The organism is Ardenticatenales bacterium, assembly GCA_020634515.1.
In the GTDB taxonomy this organism is placed as follows: Bacteria; Chloroflexota; Anaerolineae; order Promineifilales; family Promineifilaceae; genus JAGVTM01.
On the sequence record JACKBL010000004.1, the window covers coordinates 113851 to 134459 of the forward strand.

A 20609-nucleotide genomic window follows, 5' to 3' on the forward strand; every position below is an offset into this window, starting at 1 on the left:
TTGTAAGCGAGCCGCAACTGCTAAGCCAGATGGGACCAATTTTTTCTGGTGAGGTTGGTCCCATCTCCAGAGGGCGTTAGTAGTTACAGCGAGCCGGGACGGCTACGGATGTTCCATTTCAGCGCCGCCCTGCATGAGCAACTCCTGCCAGGTCAGCACTCGCGCTCCTTCATACGCTTCCGCCAGGTCTTGGGCCTCCGCCTCATCCGCACATGCCAAGATGCCGAAGCCCATCGGTGTATGCAGGGCGTTGTCAAGGACGTAGGTAGCCGATTCCGCCGACAACCATTCCCCGCTCAAATAGTCATGCACCCAGAACGACGCTACCTCTTCCTGTGCTTCGCGCACATACGCCACCATACCGCCAATATCATCAAAGCGGCGCGCCTGACCTTCTGCTGTCCAGTAGGCAGCCGCAAATCGCTCGTCGTCGATGATCATGCGGCAACGGTCGCACGTGTCTTCTCCGTAGATGATGACGGGCGGCTGCCCGGTGTCGGGCGAATGACTACACCCGATTGCGAACAGGGACATGAGTAGCAGCAAACCAAGCACCGCGCGCCAGATTGTGAGTTTCACAATATACCTCTCCGTTTGAACAGAGCCATCGTGCCGGCAAATGGCAAGGCGATCCACAGCAGCAACAGGCCGATGAGCAGCGGCAGCAGCGCGGCGCCGAATGTGCGCGTGGCGTAGACGCCCGCCGGACCGAGGAGTTCGAGATTCCCGCGGATGTTGAGAACGGCGGCGACTCTGAACAGTTGCAGCGGATTGATCAGCGTCAAAGTAAATAGCTGGGCGATATCTAGTCGCGTTACCAGCGCAGTGCCCATCAACCCCAAATCGCCAAAGAAAGCGAGCAGCAGCCAGAGAAAAAGCGCCAGCCCAACGGCGGTTGCCGCTTTCCGCACGGCGGCGGACAGAAAAAAGCCGAGGCTGAGCGAGGCAACGGCCAGCAGGAAAGCGAACAGCACCAGCAGTAGATAAGCATCGGCCTGCGCGCCGCCGCCGCTGGCGGTGATAACTGCGCCGGTGATACCAAAACCCAGTCCCAGCGCCGCCAGCAGCGCCAATGCCATCCCCAGGAATTTGCCCAGCAGCATTTCGGTCTGGCTGATTGGCTGCGTCATCAGATAGGCAAGCGTGCCCTGGTCGCGTTCGCCGGCGAGGCTGAGTGCGCCGAGGGTCAGCCCCATCAGCGGCACGATGAGCAATACAAGATTGATGAGACTGGCGGCGGTTCGCCCGAATCCCGCCAATCCATAGCGCCCCGCGCCCGACAGAGCCAACCATGCCAGGGCCAACGAGAGGGCAGCAAAGGCAACCGTATACAGAACCAGCCAGCGGTTGCGCCGGGCATCCCGCAGCTCTTTTTGGGTCAAGATGAAGATGTTTTGATAATCGACCATCATCTACTCCACGACAAAATCGTTCACAATTACGCCCGCCTCGTGCAACATGCGCAACGTTAGGCCCTTTCGCTGTGGCGCAACCTGCACGCGGATGCCCCGCCCATTGGCGCTGACGGTCAGGCCATGTTGCGTGAGCAGTTGGGCAGCGGCCTCTATGCCATCGGGTGGCAAATAGAGGTGCAGGGTAGCCATTCGTCCGATGCGCTGTCCTATTTCGTGTGGCGGCGCATCAACAACCAGCTCACCCCCTTCGAGCAGCAACACGCGGTCGGCGAGTGCCGTCACTTCTTCCAGTCGATGAGATGAAAAGACCAGGGTTTTGCCGGCATGTTTTAATTGCAACAACAGCGCCAGAAAATCTTCGCGAGCGCGGATGTCGAGATTGGCCGTTGGCTCGTCAAGAATCAGCAATGGCGGATCCGCCAGCAACGCCAGCGCCAGCGCCAGCCGTTGCTTGAGACCCCCGCTGAGGTCACCGACGCATTTATCGCGGTGCGGCTGCAACGCCAGCCGTTCGAGCAGGTTCTCGGTGCGGCTATCAACCACTACTTTCTTGAGGGCAGCATAGAAGGCAACTGTTTCCCGCACCGTCATGTCATCGTGGAAGGTCAGTTCCTGCGGCACAAATCCGATCAATCGTCGCACCGCTTTGCCCTGCCGTGCCACATTGAGTCCGCCAACGGTTATAGCACCTTCAAACGGGATGAGGTTGAGCAGGCAGTGCAGGGCAGTGGTCTTCCCCGCGCCATTCGCGCCCCAGAAGGCAACTGCTTCGCCGGAGCGAATCGTCACACTCAGGTCATTGACGGCAGTCAGGTTGCCGAAGCGTTTGGTAAGATGGTCAATCGTTATCATCATCACATCCGTGGGGGCAGCAGATCGTTCTCCGGGTCGCGTCCTCTTTTGTCGTCGCGCCACCTTTACCTGTGTCAGGCTGATGAGTGTCAGCGCCCCGAGGAGCAAGCCACCCGTCGTCAGCACCCAGCCGGTCGCCGCGACTTTGGGGAGGGGGGGTGCATCGGGGATGCTGGGGGCAAGCAGGGGGTGGGTATCGACCAGTTTGGGCTGCGGCTTGACGATGGGAAAGGCACGTGAGGCGAAGTCAAGCGCCGCCGTGGCCGGACTGTATAGAAAGAGGCGCAGTTCGGGGCGGCGGGCGGTCATACTTTCAAAGAGGCGATCTGATTGGTAGGGGAAGTCGCCGCGCAAATCGCCATCGGCATCGTAACCGGCGTAGTCGCTCCAGTAATTGCCGGTGTTCCCCACCGTCCAATTGTTGGCATTGACGAGCGAGCCGCCGCCGGTGATCGAGACCTGTTCTTCGTTTTCCACAAAGCTGTTATCGCTTATGTCGTTGTGGCGCACCGCCGGCAGCAGTTCAATGCCGATGTCGTTGTAGGCGAATAGATTGCCGGCAATCTGGCCGATACTGTCTACTTCACGCGGCGACCCGTCCACGTATGCGCCCACACGGTTGTCGAGGAAAAGATTGTTTTGCACGACCGCGTCATCCATGTCCTTGAGGCCGATGCCATAGCCGCTGGGGCCGCGATTGCGGGCGACGGTGTTGTGTCGCATGGTCATGCGCCGACTGTACATCAGGAAAGCCCCGACTGAGTTGTCGAGCAGGCTGTTGCGTTCGATCAGGGCGTCGTCGCAATACATGAAGTGCAGGCCGTAGCGTCCGTGGCTGATGCTGTTGCCCCGCACCGTTAACCGTTCCGAGTACCACAGCACGACGTCGCGCCCGCGGATGACGGTGTTGCTTTCGATGATCACGTCGTTGCTGTACCAGACACGGATCGGGTCGCCGCGGCGCTGCACGGCCAGGTCTTTGCTGCTGATCTGGTTGTTGCGCAAGATGGTGCGGTCGGCCTGGCGCAAATAGATGCCGAACAGTGTTTCTTCAAGGCGATTATTTTCAATCAGGGCATCTGGCGACTCGACGGCGATGCCGGCATTTTCCTGATCGAGGACCTGCCCACTGTGGCGTACAACAAAGCCGCGCAAAGTCACATGGGGCGCGGTGATTTGGATGACAGTGCCCAAATCGCCGCCATCCACCACCGGCCAATCAACGCCGATCAGGGTAATCGGTTTGTCAATGGTCAGGGGACCATCGTAAACGCCGCCGTGGATTTCAAGCGTATCGCCCGCTTTAGCGGCGTCCAGGGCGGCGCGTAGATCGGCGGCGGAGAGCGTGGACGTGGTTTCCGCCGAAACCGCTCCCCCCATGATCAGGCCGATCAACACCACTAACCACAAACGCTTTATCATTTCGGAACCTATAACGTTCACTTTGCAACGCTCTCGACCAGCGGCTTATACATTTGTCGATGGTAGTACAAGCCAACAAGAATCAGGACAACCGCCAGAAACGCCAGCCACAGCCCGATGTCAAACGACGCCACCGTTTCAAACTGCCCCACTTTCCCGCGCCCCAAGATTGGCGGGACAAACGGGCCGATTGAACTGCTAAGCGCCGCGTGCGGGTCGAGATTGAGGCCGAAGTTACGCATCCAGTAATACATGTCGGCCAGAAAGAGAAAAGGCATCAGCAATGCCGGCAGCGTAAACAACACCGTCCATTTGCTGTGAATCTGAACGGCCGCCAACACCAGCAACACCAATATCACAATAGCCAGGATGCTGATCGAGCGCTCCAATTGCGCCGCTTCATCCAGCGGGCGCATGCCAATATAATGGTTGAGACCATCGATCTCGTTCACGTCGCCCGTCAAACGGTTGACGTAAACCTGTACTTCCAGCCCACGCGGATACTGCGGCGCCAGCAATTTCATACGCCAGTACGGCAAGAAAATAGAGACCAACAACACGGTTGCCGCCACCACGAACAGCACCGCCGGACGCCGATAGCGCGCGCGCTCTGTGTGCGTTGCGTTGGTGGGAATGCGCGGCCCGACAAAATTCTTAAACATGGTTTGCATTCATCCTATGGATTCGTCCAAAATCAACGGAGCCTTGTTTTCCTGGATTGAACTTGCACATTTGACGGGAGCAGACACGCAGGCCTGCCCCCGTCAATGAGGGCAAATTGGTTACGGCTCGATCAACAAGTAGCCAACCATCTCCAGGTGCAGCGCCGAACAGAATTCGGTGCAGTAGTAGGAAAAGACGCCGTCGTCCGTGGCATCGAATTCAAACGTTACCGCCTCGCCCGGCTCAATGCTCAGATTGATGTTGTACGCCGGAATTGAGAAGCCGTGCGTCGCGTCGTAGGCACGCTCCACGTTGGTGATGTGCCAGATGACATGGTCGCCCTGCTTGATCTCCACATGCTCGGGCGTGAAGTGGCTGCGCACCGCCGTCATCCAGATTTCGACCTCGTTGCCGTTGCGTTCAATGCGCTCCTCGCCCAACTGGACGGCATTGGGGTCAACTGCACCGGTGTGCGGGTTCCAGCCGATCTCAGGATACACCTCCCACGGCTGCAACTTGTCCGCCTTGATGATCTGGGCGTAGTGTGGCTCTCCGTCGGGAATGGGCATGTCGTAGAGTACGGGCATTGTCGTGCCGGGTTGACTGATGTCGATAAGCTGGAAGTTCTGTGGCAGCAATGGACCGACATTGGCGAAACGATCAACCGCCCACTTGTTCAGCGACACCAGGTATTGACCGTCGGGACTCACGGTATCGCCTTCGGCGGCGGCAATGTGGCCCACGTTGTATTGCACCGGTGTTTTTTGCACCAGCGACCAGGGAGGATCATCATTGAGCTTGTCGTAATCGCCGCCCAGGGTCCAGCGGGCAACAGCGGTGTCCAGGAAGAGGCTGGTGTAGGCGTAGCCATCGGGACCGAATTGGGTGTGCAGGGGGCCGAGGCCGAGTTCTACCTGGGCTTCGACGACGGCGTCGAAATCCAACACCGGCACGCCGTAGTCGTCCGATGTCCACTTCTCGTTGGCGATAGCGTCCTGGATTTTGCTCCAGCTATAGACGGTGACGTGCGGGTCAAGTTTGCCACTGATGACGAAGTACTCGCCACCGGGGGCCACATCGACGCCGTGTGGGCTTTTGGGTTCCGGCGCGAAGTAAAGCAACCCCTCGGCAATGGCGGTGTCGAGCATGATGACGGGGAAGCCGTTGATCTCGGTTGTTTTGCCGGCAGCGGCGATTTCGGCGGCTTTGTTCAGGTTGATGATGTGCAGGTAGTCCATATCGCGCTGGCTGGCGCCCGACTCAAACGGGGCGTTGCCGTCTTCGACGCCACCCGTGGCCATTTCCGTATTGAACGAGTTGCAGAAAATCCATCCATCGCTGACTAATTTGCCGGCATCACACAAGTCTTGCCAGTAGGGAGGCAGCTCCAGGGCAAACGATTGACCGGGGACAATACGTCCGGCGGCGCGGTCGAATTTCCAGATGGTGACCATGCCGCGGTAATCCTCGGCATAGTTGTCAAGCGAGCTGTACGCCCCACCGAGCGGCGCGGCGTACTGTCCACCCTCGATCACCCAGTCGGTGTTGGGCGTGACAAACGTGCCGCCGTGATCGTTGACGGCAATAGGATTCTTGATAATCTGTTTGGTTTCAAAATCCTTGAGGTCAATGAGGGCGATACGAGCGTTGGCCTTGTCGTTGATGAAAAGGAATTGACCGTCGTAGTCGCCGCCTGTTTCACTGAGGGCGGGGTGATGGGTATCGCCCCAAAGCACTTCCCGGCCATTGACGTTGCCGCCTTGCAGCACTTCCATCGTGCCGCTCGCGCCGTAACCATACCCTTGCCACGGTTCGGGGGTAAAAACGGCAATTTTCTTGAGGATGCGCATGGATGGCATACCAATAACATACACCTGACCGGAGTGACCCCCTGAGGAAAACATGATGTATTCGTCATGTGTTCCTGAGGGGGTATAGGTTTTGAGAGCGGCAGCGACATCTTCGGGAGTCAGGCCGCGGGCTTCGATAATGGCGTTGGTATCAGCCGATAATCCCGCGGATGTCTCCTCGTCTTGACGGCAACTGGCAACTGAGGCCAGCAATCCCACTGTCAAGATGATGAGCAACCATAGGAAGGGTCGGCGCAAGATCGGGTAGGGTTTCATGATCATATCTCCGTTTACTGGTTCTTCTCTGGGCAGAACTGCCCTCTGACATAGTTACATACACCGTAACTGTAAGGGAGAAATGACCTTTCTTCTTTGCGCTGGCGCAAATACGAACGCCATGATATGAAATTGGTTTGATCAGGAGAGGGGGGAAGTTGCCGGCAGCGTTACGGGTGCTTGCGCGGGAGGTGATTGGGCAAATCTTCGGCCACGGCAACGATTTCATGCGGTTGGACCAGCACCACCTGCTCGCGCCCCGTGGTGATCCAGCCGGCCTTTTCCCACTGCGACAGTGTGCGGCTGGTTGTATAGAGCGTTGTTCCGGTCATTTCCGCGAGAGCCTGACGGGAGAGCGACAAGTCAATGAGAATACCATCCGCCGTTTTGCGGCCAAGCTGCCGCACCAGCCGCAAGAGGGCGCGGGCAATGCGTCGCTCGACGCGCTCCGTCGCTAACTCGCGGAAGCGGTCAGAGATATTCAGGAAGTGGTTGGCGATTATTTCAAGACCGTTAAGGGCGAGTTGTGGATAGCGGAGCATGAACTGTTTGGTGGTGGCGGCATCCCAGCAGAGCAGGTCGCATTGGTCGAGGGTTTCGGCGGAAACCGGGTATGACATGCCGCTTAACACGGCGATGATGCCGAAGCCCTCACCTGGGGTGACGTGGTGAACAATAACCTGATGCCCTTCCGCCGTGATCTGCTGCAGTCGGATTTGCCCCTGGCGCAAAATATAAAACAGATCGGCGGGATCGTCCTGATGGAACAGGTAGATACCGGCGGCAGCCTGGTGCGCGCGCCCGTATCCTAGAAATGCTTCAACCTCATCAAGCTGCAAACCGTGCAGGAACCCGCAGCGGCGCACGATCAGTTCACGCTCATCAATCATAGGCCCAATCGTAGCATAATTCGCGCCCAGACGCCCCTACAAATCTTGATGATTCCCGGACGGATCAGACCCCGCTCCCCCATCTGGAAAAGCGGTTTTTCAGTCGCCACGGGTGTGGTGTGCTCAGGACTGACGATGAAATAAAGGACGGAATGGCATCGTCAGTTTGAAGACCCGGTAAGGAAACAACTTCGTTGTCTTCTTGAATTTCCGTTCCTTAATCATGACCTTCTGGCGCACGCAGCGCCGGGGAAATGCGGCGTAGGAGAAGGGTTGCCCTGCGACTGAAGCTGTAGCTGGTTTGTAACTTGCTTGTGTCAGAATAGGGACTGCCGGGGCGGGTCTTGGGACGTGCCGGCATTTCTAATTCAACTCCCAGGAGTAAGCGAGACGGAACACAATGAAATTTCAAGGAAAAGTGTGCCTGGTTACAGGAGGCGCGGCGGGCATTGGCCGCGCTACGGCGGCAAAATTCCTGGCGGAGGGAGCCAGCGTCGTGATTTGTGACGTGAATGAAGCAGCGGGGCAGGCCGCGGCGGCGGCGTTGGGAGCGGGCGCGCGCTTTGATGTCGTCAATGTGGCGGATAGCGCGGCGGTGCAGGCGTGGGTAGCGGATGTGGCGGCGGCGTATGGGCGGATCGATGTGTTGGTGAACAATGCCGGCATCACCCGCGACGCCCAACTCATCAAATACAAAAACGGCGCAGTCGTGGACCAGATGTCCGCGGCCGCCTGGGACGCCGTCATCAACGTCAACCTCAAAGGCGTCTTCAACTGCACCCAGGCCGTCGTTCCCATCATGATTGCCCAGGGCGGCGGCGTCATCCTCAACGCCTCCTCCGTCGTTGGCCTCTACGGCAACTTCGGACAAACCAACTACGTCGCCACCAAAGCGGGCGTCATCGGCATGACCAAAGTATGGGCGCGGGAACTGGGCAAGTACCACATCCGCGTCAACGCCGTGGCCCCCGGTTTCATCGGGACGGAAATGGTGCAGGCCATGCCGGAAAAAGTGCTGGCCGTCATGCGCGAACACACCCCCATTGGCCGCCTGGGCGAACCGGTGGACATCGCCAACGCCTACGCCTTTCTCGCCTCCGACGAAGCCAGCTTCATCACCGGCGCGGTCCTCAGCGTCGATGGCGGCATCGTCATTGGGACGTGAGAGGGGCGAGTGGTGAGTGGCGAGTGGCGAGTGGTGAGTGGCTGTCCACCAACCACTGACCACCAACCACTGACTACCAACCACCAACTATCCACTACAAACTAACCTTATGACCCGATATGTGCGGATTTTGAGTACGGGGCGGTATGTGCCGGAGAAGGTGCTGCCCAATGCCTATTTTGATGCGCTCTTCCCGGAGCGCGATATTGATGGCTGGCTGACGCGGAACGTGGGCATCCGCGAGCGGCATGTGATGGCTGCGGAGGAGGCGACGAGCGACCTGGCGCTGCACGCGGCGCGGCAGGCGTTGGCGCGCGCTGGCTTGCGCGCCGCCGACCTCGATCTGATCATTGTGGCTACGGATACGCCTGATTTCATCAGCCCGGCGACGGCGACGGTGTTACAGGAGAAGCTGCGGCAGGTGGAAGGCGTGGGGTCGGGGTGGAATGCCGGCACGTTTGACCTCAACTGTGCCTGCGCCGGCTGGGTGACCGCCCTGGACACCGCCGCCCGCCACATCCTCACCGACGCGGACACCAACCACGTCCTTGTCGTGGGGGCATACGGCATGAGTCGTTTTGTGGATTACACCGACCACAAGACTTGCACCCTCTTTGCCGATGGCGCGGGAGCCGTCGTTCTCGGCGTGGGCGATGCGCCCGGTTTCCTCGCCAGCAAAATCGTGGCCTACGGCGGCTACTACGACGCCCTGGGCATCTACACGGGGGGTGTTGCCTGTCCGACGACGCCTGTTAGCGAAAATGCCGGCATACCCCGCGTGCAGTTCGTCAAAAAATTCCCCCCCACCTTCAACTCCGACAACTGGCCGACCCTCATTCGCGCCACCGTCGCCAAAGCGGGCTTCACCGTAGACGACGTGGCCTTCTTCGTCTTCACGCAGCTCAACCTGAACACCATCAAAGAAACGATGGCGATCCTGGAGCAGCCGCTGACCAAAACCCATTGGGTGATGGACAAATGGGGCTACACCGGCTCCGCCTGCATCCCCATGGCTCTGGATGACGCCCTGGAGCAAGGCCGTGGCCCCCATCCCGGCGACCTGGTACTCTTCTGCGCCAGCGGCGGCGGCATCTCCATGGCCGTGAGTTTGTGGCGGTGGTGAAGTTGACGGTTGGCGGAAGGGTATTTCTTTAGATCAGCCTCCAAGAATGAACCAACCTCTTGTGACCAACCAATCTTGCTAATCATCAACGACTATGTTCATCGGCGACTATCTCGGACGACGGGCTATTTATTCTCCAGAGCGGCTGGCGGTGGTGGATGCCGGCAAAAATCCCCCCTGGCGGCTCACGTATGCGGAAATGAACGAGCGGGCCAATCGGCTGGCAAGCTGGCTGCGCCAGGTTGCCGGCATTCAACCGGGAGACCGCGTCGCCATTCTGGCGCGGGACGGTGTGGAGCATCTGGACACCTTCTTTGCCTGCGGCAAGCTGGGGGCGATCCACACAGCCTTAAACTGGCGGCTGCATTGGCGGGAAAATGCCGGCATTCTCGCCCAAACCACCCCCACCGTCCTCATCTACTCCCACGACTTCCTCCCCGCCGTCACCCAAATCCAGCAACACCTCGCCGCCCACGCCATCCCCCACATGCTGCACCTGGATGGCGAAGGCGCGCCCGGCAGCGCCCACTTTGAAACCATCCTGCAAGCCGGCAGCCCCGCCCCCATTGCCACCGAAACCGTCAACGAAGAAACCATAGCCGCCCTCATCTTCACCGGCGGCACCACCGGCCTCCCCAAAGCGGCGCAAATCTCCCACCGCATGATCGCCTGGAACACCCTCAACACCATCATCCACGATCTGCACCACGACGACACCTACCTCAACGTCTTCCCCCTCTTCCACACCGGCGGCCTCTTCGTCTACACCCTGCCCAACGTCATCCTCGGCGGCACAACCATCCTCACGCGCCAGTTCGACCCCGACCAGATTCTCACCCTCATTGAGCAGGAACAGGTCACGCTCTTCGCCGGCGTGCCCACCATGTACCAAATGCTCACCCAGGCCGGCCGCTGGGCCTCGGCCAACCTGGCGTCGCTGCGTTTCTGCACCAGCGGCGGCGCGCCGCTGCCCGTGCCCCTGGCGCAAAAATACATAGCGGAAAAGGGGGTGCGCTTCAAGCAAGGTTTTGGCATGACGGAGTTTGGCCCCGGTATTTTCGCGCTGGCTGCTGAGGATGCCGTGGATCATGCCGGCAGCATTGGCCGCCCCAACTTCTACATAGACGCACGCATCGTTGATGATGACAACCGGCCATTGCCCCCCAACGAGGTAGGCGAACTGGTCCTGAAAGGTCCCAGCCAATCCTCCGGCTACTTCCATGACCCTGAAGCCAGCGCCGCCGCCGTGGATGAAGCCGGCTGGTTCCACACAGGGGACATGGCGCGGCGCGATGCGGACTGGTATTTCACCATCGTGGACCGCAAAAAGGACATGTTTATTTCCGGCGGGGAGAACGTCTATCCGGCGGAAATTGAGGCGGTGCTGTATCAACATCCCGCGGTGCATATGTGCGCGGTCATTGGCTTGCCGGATGCGCGATGGGGAGAGGTGGGCCTGGCCTGCGTGGTGCTGCAGCCGGGAGAGGCCGTCACGGCAGAGGCGCTGCTGGCCTTCCTGGGGGCACGTCTGGCGCGTTATAAAGTGCCCCGGCGCGTGGAGATTTTGCCCGAACTGCCGGTATCGGCTGCCGGCAAAATCCTCAAACGGGAGCTGAAAAATCGCTTCAGCCCTCCGTCTACCTGACAAAATGACCGTCCGATAATAACCTCACGCTCTATTACGGACGGTTACTGACAAGTTATCCACGATGGCCGCTATCGTAGATAGCCGCTATCGTAGATAGCCGCTATCATGGATAGCCGCTATCATGGATAGCCGCTGTCATGGATAGCCGCTGTCCGCACATTTTCGCGGATTTAATGGCGGACAGCCACAAAGGAATCGTCGTGGAACAGGAACAACCCAGAAAAAAAAAGCGGCGTCGGATTAGCGACGAGGCCGTGCGAGATACTATTTTGCAGTTGTGCGCAGCGGCGGGCGCGACCGGCGCAGTCGATCCCGGAGAAGTGGCACGGGCGCTCTATCCTGAGGCGTGGCAATCACTGCTGCCGCGCGTGCGCCTCACGGCCAAAAAACTGGCCCTGTCCGGATACATCCTCATTTTGCGCAAGGGGAAGCCCGCGGACCCGAATGAATTTAAGGGCGTGATCAAGCTGCGTCTGGGAGATATACCATTTCCCGAAGAAGAAACCCCCTAGAACTGGCTGCCCCCTCTGGCGAAGGACGCTTTGCCGGTGCGCCACGCCTTTGATAGCCTTGTCCGCTCTAAACAGACCCCTGCACTTCGGTGGAGGTTGTTTGCTGAAACCATTTGTCCAACGCCTTGCGAGAAAAGCGCCAGGTTCCACCGAATTTGCGTCCAGGCAACCGCCCGTCTTGCGCGAGGCGGTAAACGGTGGATTCGGCCAACTTCAGGTAAGAGGAAACCTCTTTCACCGTCATGACATTGTCGTCATAGTCATTGTCGTTCATTTCCTAATACTCCTACAATTGCAATGAATGCGAGTAAATAGTTACCACCGTCTTCCCAGAAGCCATATTGATGCGAAGTGATTTGAATGGCGAGACGCTTTTGGCCTAAATCGAGCTTCCAGGAAGGTTTGTCGGTACATGCCGCCACCATCTTCCCGGAAGCTATTTGATCGGAGACGCCAGCGTAACGTCTCAATGTTGGTTTAGCACAGAGTACGATCCAGGATGACGCGCCCGGCTTTCCCCATGTCTTGATATGCTTAACTCTCACGTATTTTAAGGGCAAACTTCGATTATTGCTTATCTTTATGCGTTTTTTGCGGCAACTTTCCCCCTTTGCCGGCATCATTCCCCCTCCCCTCTTCAAAAACACGGGTCAATACGCGCAAGAATCAGACTAAAAACGCCAATAAACGCTTGAAATGATAGATTTAGAGAGAAAAAAGTTCAAAGAAGATTGACCTCTATTCATATTTATTCTATACTGTGGCTGCGTTTCAGCCGTTAACATTGTCATAGTGTTGTCTACTGTGATGAAGGGGACACCTCGGGAGGAAAGGAATGGAACCAGATCGAGAACAGATCAGGCGGGAGATTGAGTCAGTGCGTGTGCTTTTCGATATTTCGCTGGATGAAGAATTTTCGGGCCTACTCCTCAATCTCATTGCGGAAAACACAGAACGGGGACGCCTGGCGAGGTATTTGGACAAAGAGGCGGATACCAGTCTCGTCCAATATATCCGGCTGGTCATTCGTAATTATCGAGAGCAGCACAAGCGAGTTGAAGGACTACAAATCGGGCGAGATTCAACGCTGTGGGAAACACTGTACGGCCAGGTGCGTTCTTGGGTGTACGATTACCTCTGCCGGCACGGGTTCATGCCCAACGAAGGCACTTTTCGCCTGGTCGATGATTACACTTCATTCACCGTCGAAGAACTGCTGCTGTCACACTTCCCATACGACATTGACTTCGACCGCTGGGCGCGTACGCTGGCGCAGAACACCTGTAGCAAGTATATTGCCAGGGCGATGCGCCAGAAGCGCGCACCCGATCGCCATCAAGTGGGCCTGGAGCAGTGGCATCCCGCCTCATCGGCCAGCGTTCATGAAGAGTGGCTGCTGATCGACGAGGCCACCGAAGAGATGAAGCAGCTGCTCTGGAAACTCCCTGGCAGTTTCCGCACGGTGCTGCTACTTCGTTATTACGAGAGTCTCGACTACGTCGAAATCGCCGAGGTCATGGGGCGCAGTTTGAAGGCTGTTTACAATCTTCATTTCAAGGCAATTGCCCGACTGAGGGAAATTTTGCCGGCAAACGAGTATAATACTCTACATGGAAGCAAACAATCCGGCAAACGACCTTCGCGCCAAGATGATCTACTTGCGCGCCCAACTCACCCAGAAGACCCCCAATAAGTCTCTACTGGCGCAGTTACGCGCACACCTGGCGGCTGTCGGCATTTCCCCGGAAGAAACGTCACCCACCGACATGGAATCGCTTGACCTGCTGGCGCAGCAGGCGCTGGATGGCGTTGACATTCCCGCCCAGCATCCCGCTTTCTTCTATCAGCTTCTGGTCAACCCGGAACTCCGCCGGGCGTTTTTGGATGCATTGGAAGCGTTGGAGCAGATGAATGCCGGCAAGTCCCCCCTCCAACCTCCTCCCGCCCCCGCCTCCCTAGAATTCTTGACGAAAGTCCCCCCAAAACCGACCATCCAATGGTGGCGTCAGCAAAAATGGCGCGTTACCTGGCAGCAGACCGCCGCGCAACTCCAGTCCATCTTCTTTCCCCCGGCTGCCCTCAGCGCCCACCGTGCCGTTGACCCCGCCGGTGACGCGCAATACCTCCTCTTCCGCAGCCAGGCGCGCGTGGAAAACCAACTGCTCGACGTTTCTCTGGATGCCGTCTACCACCCAGATGAAAATAGCCTCCATTTAATCCTGTCCGTCGGACAGAGTGGTGTGGACGCCCCCTTGTTTGTCACCCTGCGCTGGGGAGACTATGAGCAAACCCTGCCCCTTTCCGCTCAGCCGCTCTCCTTCCCCCCCCTACCCATCACCGACGTGCTTGACGTCTCGGGAGACCACATTATCGGCCCGCTGCATTTGCAGATAGACGCCGCCGCCCCCGAAGCCTGACACCTGTGTGCCTGCCTCAAGCGGAGATAGACGCTTCCACGCGCGGGTGGGGAATCTCCACCAGCAGCATCGCCCCGCCATCCGGCAAATTTCGCAGCCGCAAACGCCCCCCCAACAGAGCCACGCGCTCGCTGATCCCCAGCAACCCATAATGCCCTTGTGACGACAAAGCGGCCAGATCAAAATCCCCCGGCAACCCCTGCCCATTGTCCACAATAGAAACCAACAGCGTGCGCGGCGTCGTATGCTGCAACGAAACCGTCACCGCCGTGGCCCCCGCGTGGCGGCGCACATTGCTCAACCCTTCCTGCACTATGCGAAAAATCGACAACTCAATGGCTTCCGGCAGGCGACCCACGTTGGCGTTCATCTCCAGTTTCACCTGCACGCCCGTACGCTCGCTCCAATCGCGGGTGAAACTGAGTAGCGCCGCCCCCACGCCAAAGCTGTCAATGGTCGGCGGGCGCAAGTTGCCGCAAATACGGCGCACATCCTCCACCAACTCCCGAATACTATGGCGAATATCCCCGACCTCTTCCTGCTGCTCAGGCGTGATGGTCTCGTCCGTTTCGATCTCTTCCAGGCGATAATTGATGCTGAGCATATCCTGGATCACTTCGTCATGCAGCTCGCGCGCCAGATGCTTGCGCTCCTCCTCCCGTTCCGTGAGCAGGCGGCGCTGCGCGTCCTGCAAGGCCAGGTTCGCCTGATCCAGCGCCCGCACCTGCTTGCCCAACTCCTGCACAAGCTGCCGGTTGAGCGTGTCCTGCGCCTCCAGGCTGCGTTCCAACATCGCCTGTTGATGCCGCAGCTTCTCCGCCTGTTCGCGGGCGCGGTAGTAGCTGTCCAACGCCCACAGCGCCGGCGTCAACTGCGCCTGTTCGTGCATGCCCATCATGGCCGCCACCACTTCTTCGCGGCTGGTCTCGTCGGTACGCCAGTTGCGAATGAGGCGGCCCTGGCGCAGCACAATAATGCGGTCGGTGACGGCAAAGAGGTGTTCCAGGTTGTTGCTGGCAAAGAGAACGGTCATGCCCTGCTGCTGCCACTGTTGGACGAGGGACAGCACACCTTGCTGATAGCGATAACTGAGAAGATTGGTGGGTTCATCCATCACCACCAGGCGCGGCTGGCCGGTCATGGCGCGGGCGATGGTCAGAAGTTGTCGCTGCTCACTGGAGAGGTTGATCACCTTTGTGCGCAGCGAGTCGAAGTAGACACCCATCTGGGACAGAATCCGCGTGGCTTGTTCGTCCATGCGCCGCTGGCTGGGGAAGAGAATCCCTTTGCTCCAGGGAGGCCAACCAATCTCCCGCCCCAAAAAAATGTTACCCGTGATGTCCAACCGCTCAACAAGCTGCGGTTCCTGGTGAATGACTTCGATGCCTAGCTGCCGGGTTTCCTGGCCGGGATGGAGGCGCTGCCCTTGAAAGAAGATGTCACCGCCGCTGGGGGGCGTCAGCCCGGCGAGGATGTTGGCGATGACGGATTTGCCCGCGCCGCTGCGCCCTGCCAGCCCAACCACCTCCCCGGCGGCCACGTCAAAACTGACTCCCCGCACTGCTTGCAGGGTGCCAAAGCTCTTGGAGAGGTTGTTGACCCGAAGCAGCGGTTCCATAGGCTGTGCTTCCCGGAAGCTCGATTCCAGGCCATTTGGCGGCAAAACAGCTTCCGGGAAGATGTATCCGCTGAAGCTGGACCAATCGGCTCAGGCGATGCCCGACTGGCTGCGGCTACGCCGTGAAATGGAGTCAACGAGGGCGGCGACGAGGAGGACGATGCCGGTAATGATGAATTTGACCCCGGAGCTAAGTCCGAGGAGTCCCATGCCATTTTCGACGCTGGCAATGACGAGCGCGCCTAATACGGCGCTGACGACGCGCCCGCTGCCGCCGAAGAGGCTGGTTCCGCCAATAACGGCGGCGGCGATGGAGTTAAGGAGGAGGTTGCCGCCGCCCGCGGCGGTGTCCACGGAGCGCAGGCGGGAGGCGAGGATGATGCCGCCCATGCCGGCCATGAGGCTGGAGATCATGAAGACGAGGATGCGGATCCGTTCGACGTTAATGCCGGCACGTCTCGCCGCCTCCTTGTTTCCCCCCACTGCGTACACATACCGCCCAAAGCGCGTGCGTGTAGCCAGAAAGGTGAAACCCGCCAGCAGCACAATCAAGATCAACCCCACAATGGGAACCCCGCGATCCTTGTTGGCGACAAACACGGCGCCCGCTACGATCACCGCCAACAGCGCGATTTGTACCACTGTGACCAGCAGCGGCTTGCTGGCCAGCCCCTGGCGGCGGCGGCTAAGGACGCCCTGCAATTGCAGCAGCGCGTACAACCCCACAAAAGCAGCCGCGGCCAACCAGCCCCAGAGCGGCGGCAGCCAGAAGTTGGCAATCCCGATCACCAGCTTGTCCTGGATGATTACCGTGCCCGCGCCGCCGATGAGAATGACCACGGCCCCATTCCAGGCCAACAATCCGGCCAGCGTGACGACGAAAGAGGGAACCTGGAAACGGGTGATAATGAAGCCGTGCAGGATGCCGATGGCGGCGGCGGCGGCCAGGGCGATGGGGATAGCCGCGTACCAGGGCCACGGATTGGGTTCGCGCAGCAGCAGCGTCATGCTGACAGCGGCCACGGCGCTGACGTACCCCACAGAGAGGTCGATTTCCCCCAACAGCAGCACGTAGACGACGCCGATGGCGATGGTGGTGTAGCCGGCCATCTGCACGATGAGGTTGACGAAGTTGCGGGCGGTGAGGAAGTTCTCGTTTTGCGATTGGAAGATGATGGCGATGATGATCAGGCCGAGGAAGATGGGTAGCGAGCCGAGGTCGCCGGAGCGAACACGTTTGAGGTAGTCGGAGACGTATTGGCCGGCTGTTTGCCGGGCGGGTTGTGTCAAATAGGTGGTTTCGTTAGCTGCTGAGTTGCTCATGTCTCTTTCATCCCTGGAACGTGTTCAAGTTTGCCGGCAGTAATCGCGTGAACAACTTCTTGCTGCGTCGTGTTGACCGTGAAAAACTCCCTCACGTTTTGCCCCAGGCGCAGCACCGTGATGCGGTGCGAGACTTCAAAAACATCATGCAGGTTGTGGGAGATGATCACCACAGCCAGTCCTTTGTCCGCCAGGCGGCGCACCAGGTCCAGCACTTGCCGCGTTTGGGCCACGCCGAGGGCGGCGGTCGGCTCGTCGAGGATGACGAGTTTGGAGTTCCACATGACGGCTTTGGCCACGGCGATGGCCTGCCGCTGCCCGCCGGAGAGTTCGGCGACAGCTTGCCGCACGGAGCGCAGGGTCATCACGGAGAGGGAGTCGAGCGTTTCGATGGCCGCCTGTTCCATAGAGGCCTCATCCAGACGGCGGAAGCTGAGCGTGCGTTCTCGTCCGAGGAACATATTGGCGACGACGTCGAGGTTGTCGGCCAGCGCCAGGTCCTGGTAGACGATTTCGATACCCAGGGCGGCGGCGTCGCGCGGCCCATGGATGTTGACTTTTTTACCCTCGAAGGAGATGTCGCCGTGGTCGAAGGGGTAAATGCCGGCAATTCCCTTAATCAGCGTTGATTTGCCGGCCCCGTTGTCCCCCACCAGCGCCATCACCTCCCCCGGGCGCACGGCAAAATCAACATTCTTTAACGCATGCACGGCGCCAAAGCTCTTTGACACCCCCCGTAATTCAAGGATCGCTTCTGCTGCCAATGTTCCGCCTCCTGGAGAATACCCTGTAGGGCGAGCTTCTCGCTCGCCCCCCTCAAAACAACCAAGTGAGCGCCCAGAACTTTTATCTCCCCAAGATTGTTCATTCTTCAAGAATGAACCAATCTGAACAGGTACGCCACCATTATAGCGCAATAGGTGCGACGCACCGATGAAGTACGTCGCACCCGGCTCACTTCATTTATTACCGATCCGCGGGGCAGTACTGCTCAAACTCACCCACGCAAATCTCGTCCCAATTGCGGAAACCATCCGCGATCACCGTCTCCGCGATGTTCTCATTCGTCACGGAGATGGGCGTCAACTTGGCGAACGGAATGTCATTCTGGCCGTTGTTGATCGTGTCGTTGGCGACCACGGACACATCTTCGCCGCGCAGAAGGCGAATGGCGGCCTGCGCCGCGGCTTCCGCCTCCAACTTGATGGGCTTGTAGACGGTCATGGCTTGCCAGCCGGAGAGGATGTTCTGGATGCCGCCGACGGTGGCGTCCTGGCCACTGACGGGGATGGGCTGCAAGCCCTGGCTCTTGAGAGCGGAGATGACGGAGTTCGCCAGACCGTCGTTGGCGGCGAAGACGGCGTCTACATTGCCACCGGCGGCGGTGAGAATCTGCTCGAAGATGACGAGCGCCTGCTGGTTGTCCCACTCCGGCACGGCCTGGTCGGCCACCAGGTTCCATTCACCCGCGTCATAGTGCGGTTGGGCGATGGAGAAGTACCCTTCACGGAAGAGGGTGGCGTTGTTGTCGGTGGGGGAGCCATTCAACTGCACCACCTGCGGCGTGTCCACGGGCAGGGCGTTGATCAGGGGTTCCAGGGTTTCGCCCATGAGGCGACCGACGGAGACGTTGTCGAAGCTAACGTAAAGGTCCGCGCCAGGGCCTTCGATGGTGAGGCGGTCGTAGTCAATGACCTTGACGCCGGCCTCGCGCGCCTGGGCGATGATGGCCGCGCCACTGCCGCTGTCCAGGTTGACCAGGAGCAGCACGGTGGCCCCGTTGGTGATCGCCTGCTCCGCTTGCGTTTGCTGCGTGCGGGCGTCCCCTTCGGCGTTGACGATGGTGTATTTCACGCCGGCGGCGTCGAAGGCTTGCTCAAAGAAGCGGCGGTCGTCGTTTTCCCAGCGGGCGGACGAGGCGCTGTCCGGCAGCAACACGGCGATCATGCCTTCATCCATCATCGCGCCGCCCTGCTCCGTGGGGCAGTACTGCGCGTACTCACCGACGCAGATTTCTTCCCAGGTGCGGAAGCCATCGGCAATCACGGTGTCGGCGATGTTGTCTTTGGTGACGGCCAGCGGGGTCAGTTTGATGAAGGGCAGGTCACCCTGGCCATTGTTGATGGTGTCACCGGTGAGGCTGGCGGCTTCTTCGCCGTTGAGAAGAGCAATGGCGACCTGGGCCGCGGCTTCCGCCTCCAACTTGATGGGCTTGTAGACGGTCATGGCTTGCCAGCCGGAGAGGATGTTCTGGATGCCGCCGACGGTGGCATCCTGGCCGCTGACGGGGATGGGCTGCAAGCCCTGGCTCTTGAGAGCGGAGATGACGGAGTTCGCCAGACCGTCGTTGGCGGCGAAGACGGCGTCTACATTGCCGCCGGCGGCGGTGAGAATCTGCTCGAAGATGACGAGCGCCTGCTGGTTGTCCCACTCCGGCACGGCCTGGTCGGCCACCAGGTTCCATTCACCCGCGTCGTAGTGCGGTTGGGCGATGGAGAAGTACCCTTCACGGAAGAGGGTGGCGTTGTTGTCGGTGGGGGAGCCATTCAACTGCACCACCTGCGGCGTGTCCACGGGCAGGGCGTTGATCAGGGGTTCCAGGGTTTCGCCCATGAGGCGACCGACGGAGACGTTGTCGAAGCTGACGTAGACATCCGCGCCGGGGCCTTCGATGGTGAGGCGGTCGTAGTCGATGACCTTGACGCCGGCCTCGCGCGCCTGGGCGATGATGGCCGCGCCACTACCGCTGTCCAGGTTGACCAGGAGCAGCACTTTGGCTCCGTTGGTGATCGCCTGCTCCGCTTGCGTTTGCTGCGTGCGGGCGTCCCCTTCGGCGTTGACGATGGTGTATTTCACGCCGGCGGCGTCGAAGGCTTGCTCAAAGAAGCGGCGGTCGTCATTTTCCCAGCGGGCGGACGAGGCGCTGTCCGGCAGCAGCACGGCGATGCTGCCTTCCGGGGCGGTTATTTCTTCGGATGTGCCGCCGCCGGGGGCTTCGGTGGCCGCGGGAGTGTTCGTTTCGCTGGTATCGCTGCCACCGCAAGCGACGAGTACCAGGGCCAGCGCGAGCGCCAGCAGCAGGGTGAATAGGCGATTTCGGCTTGAGAATAGCATGTTCCTTCTCCTCGAAAAGATGAACGGTGGACGGGAATGTATGGGCAACGTTGCCGGTGCGGGGGACGCTGTGCCGGGAATAGGCCAATTCATCGCACAACGATTGGTGGCGCGTGCCGCGTTGAGCCGTTGCCCACGGAAACCGGGGAAAGAGGTGATCAGTTGTTGGGCGATGTGCCATACAAAACTGAACTGGCGTTGGTTAAGTTACACAAAAAGGATAGCATGGGAGTGGGAATGCCGGCATCAAGGCTTCCCCCCAATCATTTAACGGAAATCCCCTGCTTGCTTTGGGGGAAAACCCCTAACGGGCATAGGGAG

Annotated in this window: 18 protein-coding genes; 6 read left to right on the forward strand and 12 right to left on the reverse strand. The window is 59.4% G+C overall.

The features are described 5' to 3' along the window. Window positions 1-102: 102 nt before the first annotated feature. From H6650_12180 to H6650_12205, 6 genes are all read right to left on the reverse strand, one after another. A complete protein-coding gene (locus H6650_12180; protein MCB8952763.1) occupies window positions 103-579 on the reverse strand; it encodes a nitrous oxide reductase accessory protein NosL in 477 nt (158 codons plus the stop codon). Next, window positions 576-1412 carry an ABC transporter permease gene (locus tag H6650_12185; GenBank protein ID MCB8952764.1) on the reverse strand — a complete coding sequence of 279 codons (837 nt, stop codon included), beginning with the start codon at window positions 1410-1412 and terminating at the stop codon, window positions 576-578. Before H6650_12185 ends, H6650_12180 begins: the two co-directional genes overlap by 4 nt. Further along, window positions 1413-3689 carry a nitrous oxide reductase family maturation protein NosD gene (nosD, locus tag H6650_12190; protein MCB8952765.1) on the reverse strand — a complete coding sequence of 759 codons (2277 nt, stop codon included), beginning with the start codon at window positions 3687-3689 and terminating at the stop codon, window positions 1413-1415. A 17-nt stretch (window positions 3690-3706) separates the two neighbouring features. Continuing rightward, the gene (locus H6650_12195; protein MCB8952766.1) at window positions 3707-4351 is read right to left on the reverse strand and encodes a cytochrome C; all 645 of its coding nucleotides are present in this window, start codon (window positions 4349-4351) and stop codon (window positions 3707-3709) included. A 120-nt stretch (window positions 4352-4471) separates the two neighbouring features. After that, a complete protein-coding gene (gene nosZ, locus H6650_12200) occupies window positions 4472-6478 on the reverse strand; it encodes a Sec-dependent nitrous-oxide reductase (GenBank protein MCB8952767.1) in 2007 nt (668 codons plus the stop codon). A gap of 170 nt (window positions 6479-6648) precedes the next feature. After that, entirely contained in the window at window positions 6649-7368 is a 720-nt protein-coding gene (locus H6650_12205; protein ID MCB8952768.1) for a Crp/Fnr family transcriptional regulator, read from the reverse strand. A 400-nt stretch (window positions 7369-7768) separates the two neighbouring features. Between H6650_12205 and fabG the strand changes: the two genes are divergently transcribed. From fabG to H6650_12225, 4 genes are all read left to right on the forward strand, one after another. Continuing rightward, window positions 7769-8533: a 3-oxoacyl-ACP reductase FabG gene (gene fabG / locus H6650_12210; GenBank protein ID MCB8952769.1), complete on the forward strand. Its 765-nt coding sequence runs from the start codon at window positions 7769-7771 to the stop codon at window positions 8531-8533. A gap of 109 nt (window positions 8534-8642) precedes the next feature. Further along, the gene (locus H6650_12215; protein ID MCB8952770.1) at window positions 8643-9656 is read left to right on the forward strand and encodes a ketoacyl-ACP synthase III; all 1014 of its coding nucleotides are present in this window, start codon (window positions 8643-8645) and stop codon (window positions 9654-9656) included. Between the two features lie 94 nt (window positions 9657-9750). Continuing rightward, window positions 9751-11301, forward strand: coding sequence for a long-chain fatty acid--CoA ligase (locus tag H6650_12220; protein ID MCB8952771.1), 1551 nt, complete (start codon window positions 9751-9753; stop codon window positions 11299-11301). A gap of 176 nt (window positions 11302-11477) precedes the next feature. After that, complete coding sequence (locus tag H6650_12225) at window positions 11478-11816, forward strand: DUF3253 domain-containing protein (protein ID MCB8952772.1); 339 nt, start codon at window positions 11478-11480, stop codon at window positions 11814-11816. A gap of 67 nt (window positions 11817-11883) precedes the next feature. On the opposite strand, the gene H6650_12230 is transcribed toward H6650_12225, so the two are convergent. Next, window positions 11884-12090 carry a helix-turn-helix domain-containing protein gene (locus H6650_12230; GenBank protein ID MCB8952773.1) on the reverse strand — a complete coding sequence of 69 codons (207 nt, stop codon included), beginning with the start codon at window positions 12088-12090 and terminating at the stop codon, window positions 11884-11886. Then, window positions 12077-12439 carry a hypothetical protein gene (locus H6650_12235; protein MCB8952774.1) on the reverse strand — a complete coding sequence of 121 codons (363 nt, stop codon included), beginning with the start codon at window positions 12437-12439 and terminating at the stop codon, window positions 12077-12079. Before H6650_12235 ends, H6650_12230 begins: the two co-directional genes overlap by 14 nt. Before the next feature lie 212 nt (window positions 12440-12651). On the opposite strand from H6650_12235, the gene H6650_12240 reads away from it, so the two are divergent. Both H6650_12240 and H6650_12245 read left to right on the forward strand, forming a co-directional pair. Then, complete coding sequence (locus H6650_12240) at window positions 12652-13509, forward strand: sigma-70 family RNA polymerase sigma factor (protein MCB8952775.1); 858 nt, start codon at window positions 12652-12654, stop codon at window positions 13507-13509. After that, a complete protein-coding gene (locus H6650_12245; GenBank protein ID MCB8952776.1) occupies window positions 13466-14233 on the forward strand; it encodes a hypothetical protein in 768 nt (255 codons plus the stop codon). Before H6650_12240 ends, H6650_12245 begins: the two co-directional genes overlap by 44 nt. 16 nt (window positions 14234-14249) lie before the next feature. Here the strand turns inward: H6650_12245 and H6650_12250 are convergent, their stop codons facing one another. The 4 genes from H6650_12250 to H6650_12265 all read right to left on the reverse strand — a co-directional run bounded on the left by H6650_12250 (window position 14250) and on the right by H6650_12265 (window position 20288). After that, entirely contained in the window at window positions 14250-15851 is a 1602-nt protein-coding gene (locus tag H6650_12250; protein ID MCB8952777.1) for an ATP-binding cassette domain-containing protein, read from the reverse strand. Window positions 15852-15941: 90 nt separating this feature from the next. Beyond that, window positions 15942-17174 (reverse strand): ABC transporter permease, encoded by a 1233-nt coding sequence (locus H6650_12255; GenBank protein ID MCB8952778.1) that lies wholly within the window; start codon window positions 17172-17174, stop codon window positions 15942-15944. Continuing rightward, window positions 17171-17938 (reverse strand): sugar ABC transporter ATP-binding protein, encoded by a 768-nt coding sequence (locus H6650_12260; GenBank protein MCB8952779.1) that lies wholly within the window; start codon window positions 17936-17938, stop codon window positions 17171-17173. Before H6650_12260 ends, H6650_12255 begins: the two co-directional genes overlap by 4 nt. A gap of 202 nt (window positions 17939-18140) precedes the next feature. Then, window positions 18141-20288 carry a substrate-binding domain-containing protein gene (locus H6650_12265; GenBank protein MCB8952780.1) on the reverse strand — a complete coding sequence of 716 codons (2148 nt, stop codon included), beginning with the start codon at window positions 20286-20288 and terminating at the stop codon, window positions 18141-18143. Window positions 20289-20609: the final 321 nt, after the last annotated feature.

Coding starts and splice junctions, on each gene's coding strand:
- H6650_12185 (MCB8952764.1), bottom strand. CDS start 1,412: ATGATGGTCGATTATCAAAACATCTTCATCTTGACCCAAAAAGAGCTG.
- nosD (MCB8952765.1), bottom strand. CDS start 3,689: ATGATAAAGCGTTTGTGGTTAGTGGTGTTGATCGGCCTGATCATGGGG.
- H6650_12195 (MCB8952766.1), bottom strand. CDS start 4,351: ATGTTTAAGAATTTTGTCGGGCCGCGCATTCCCACCAACGCAACGCAC.
- nosZ (MCB8952767.1), bottom strand. CDS start 6,478: ATGAAACCCTACCCGATCTTGCGCCGACCCTTCCTATGGTTGCTCATC.
- H6650_12205 (MCB8952768.1), bottom strand. CDS start 7,368: ATGATTGATGAGCGTGAACTGATCGTGCGCCGCTGCGGGTTCCTGCAC.
- fabG (MCB8952769.1), top strand. CDS start 7,769: ATGAAATTTCAAGGAAAAGTGTGCCTGGTTACAGGAGGCGCGGCGGGC.
- H6650_12215 (MCB8952770.1), top strand. CDS start 8,643: ATGACCCGATATGTGCGGATTTTGAGTACGGGGCGGTATGTGCCGGAG.
- H6650_12220 (MCB8952771.1), top strand. CDS start 9,751: ATGTTCATCGGCGACTATCTCGGACGACGGGCTATTTATTCTCCAGAG.
- H6650_12225 (MCB8952772.1), top strand. CDS start 11,478: ATGGCGGACAGCCACAAAGGAATCGTCGTGGAACAGGAACAACCCAGA.
- H6650_12230 (MCB8952773.1), bottom strand. CDS start 12,090: ATGAACGACAATGACTATGACGACAATGTCATGACGGTGAAAGAGGTT.
- H6650_12235 (MCB8952774.1), bottom strand. CDS start 12,439: ATGATGCCGGCAAAGGGGGAAAGTTGCCGCAAAAAACGCATAAAGATA.
- H6650_12240 (MCB8952775.1), top strand. CDS start 12,652: ATGGAACCAGATCGAGAACAGATCAGGCGGGAGATTGAGTCAGTGCGT.
- H6650_12245 (MCB8952776.1), top strand. CDS start 13,466: ATGATCTACTTGCGCGCCCAACTCACCCAGAAGACCCCCAATAAGTCT.
- H6650_12250 (MCB8952777.1), bottom strand. CDS start 15,851: ATGGAACCGCTGCTTCGGGTCAACAACCTCTCCAAGAGCTTTGGCACC.
- H6650_12255 (MCB8952778.1), bottom strand. CDS start 17,174: ATGAGCAACTCAGCAGCTAACGAAACCACCTATTTGACACAACCCGCC.
- H6650_12265 (MCB8952780.1), bottom strand. CDS start 20,288: ATGCTATTCTCAAGCCGAAATCGCCTATTCACCCTGCTGCTGGCGCTC.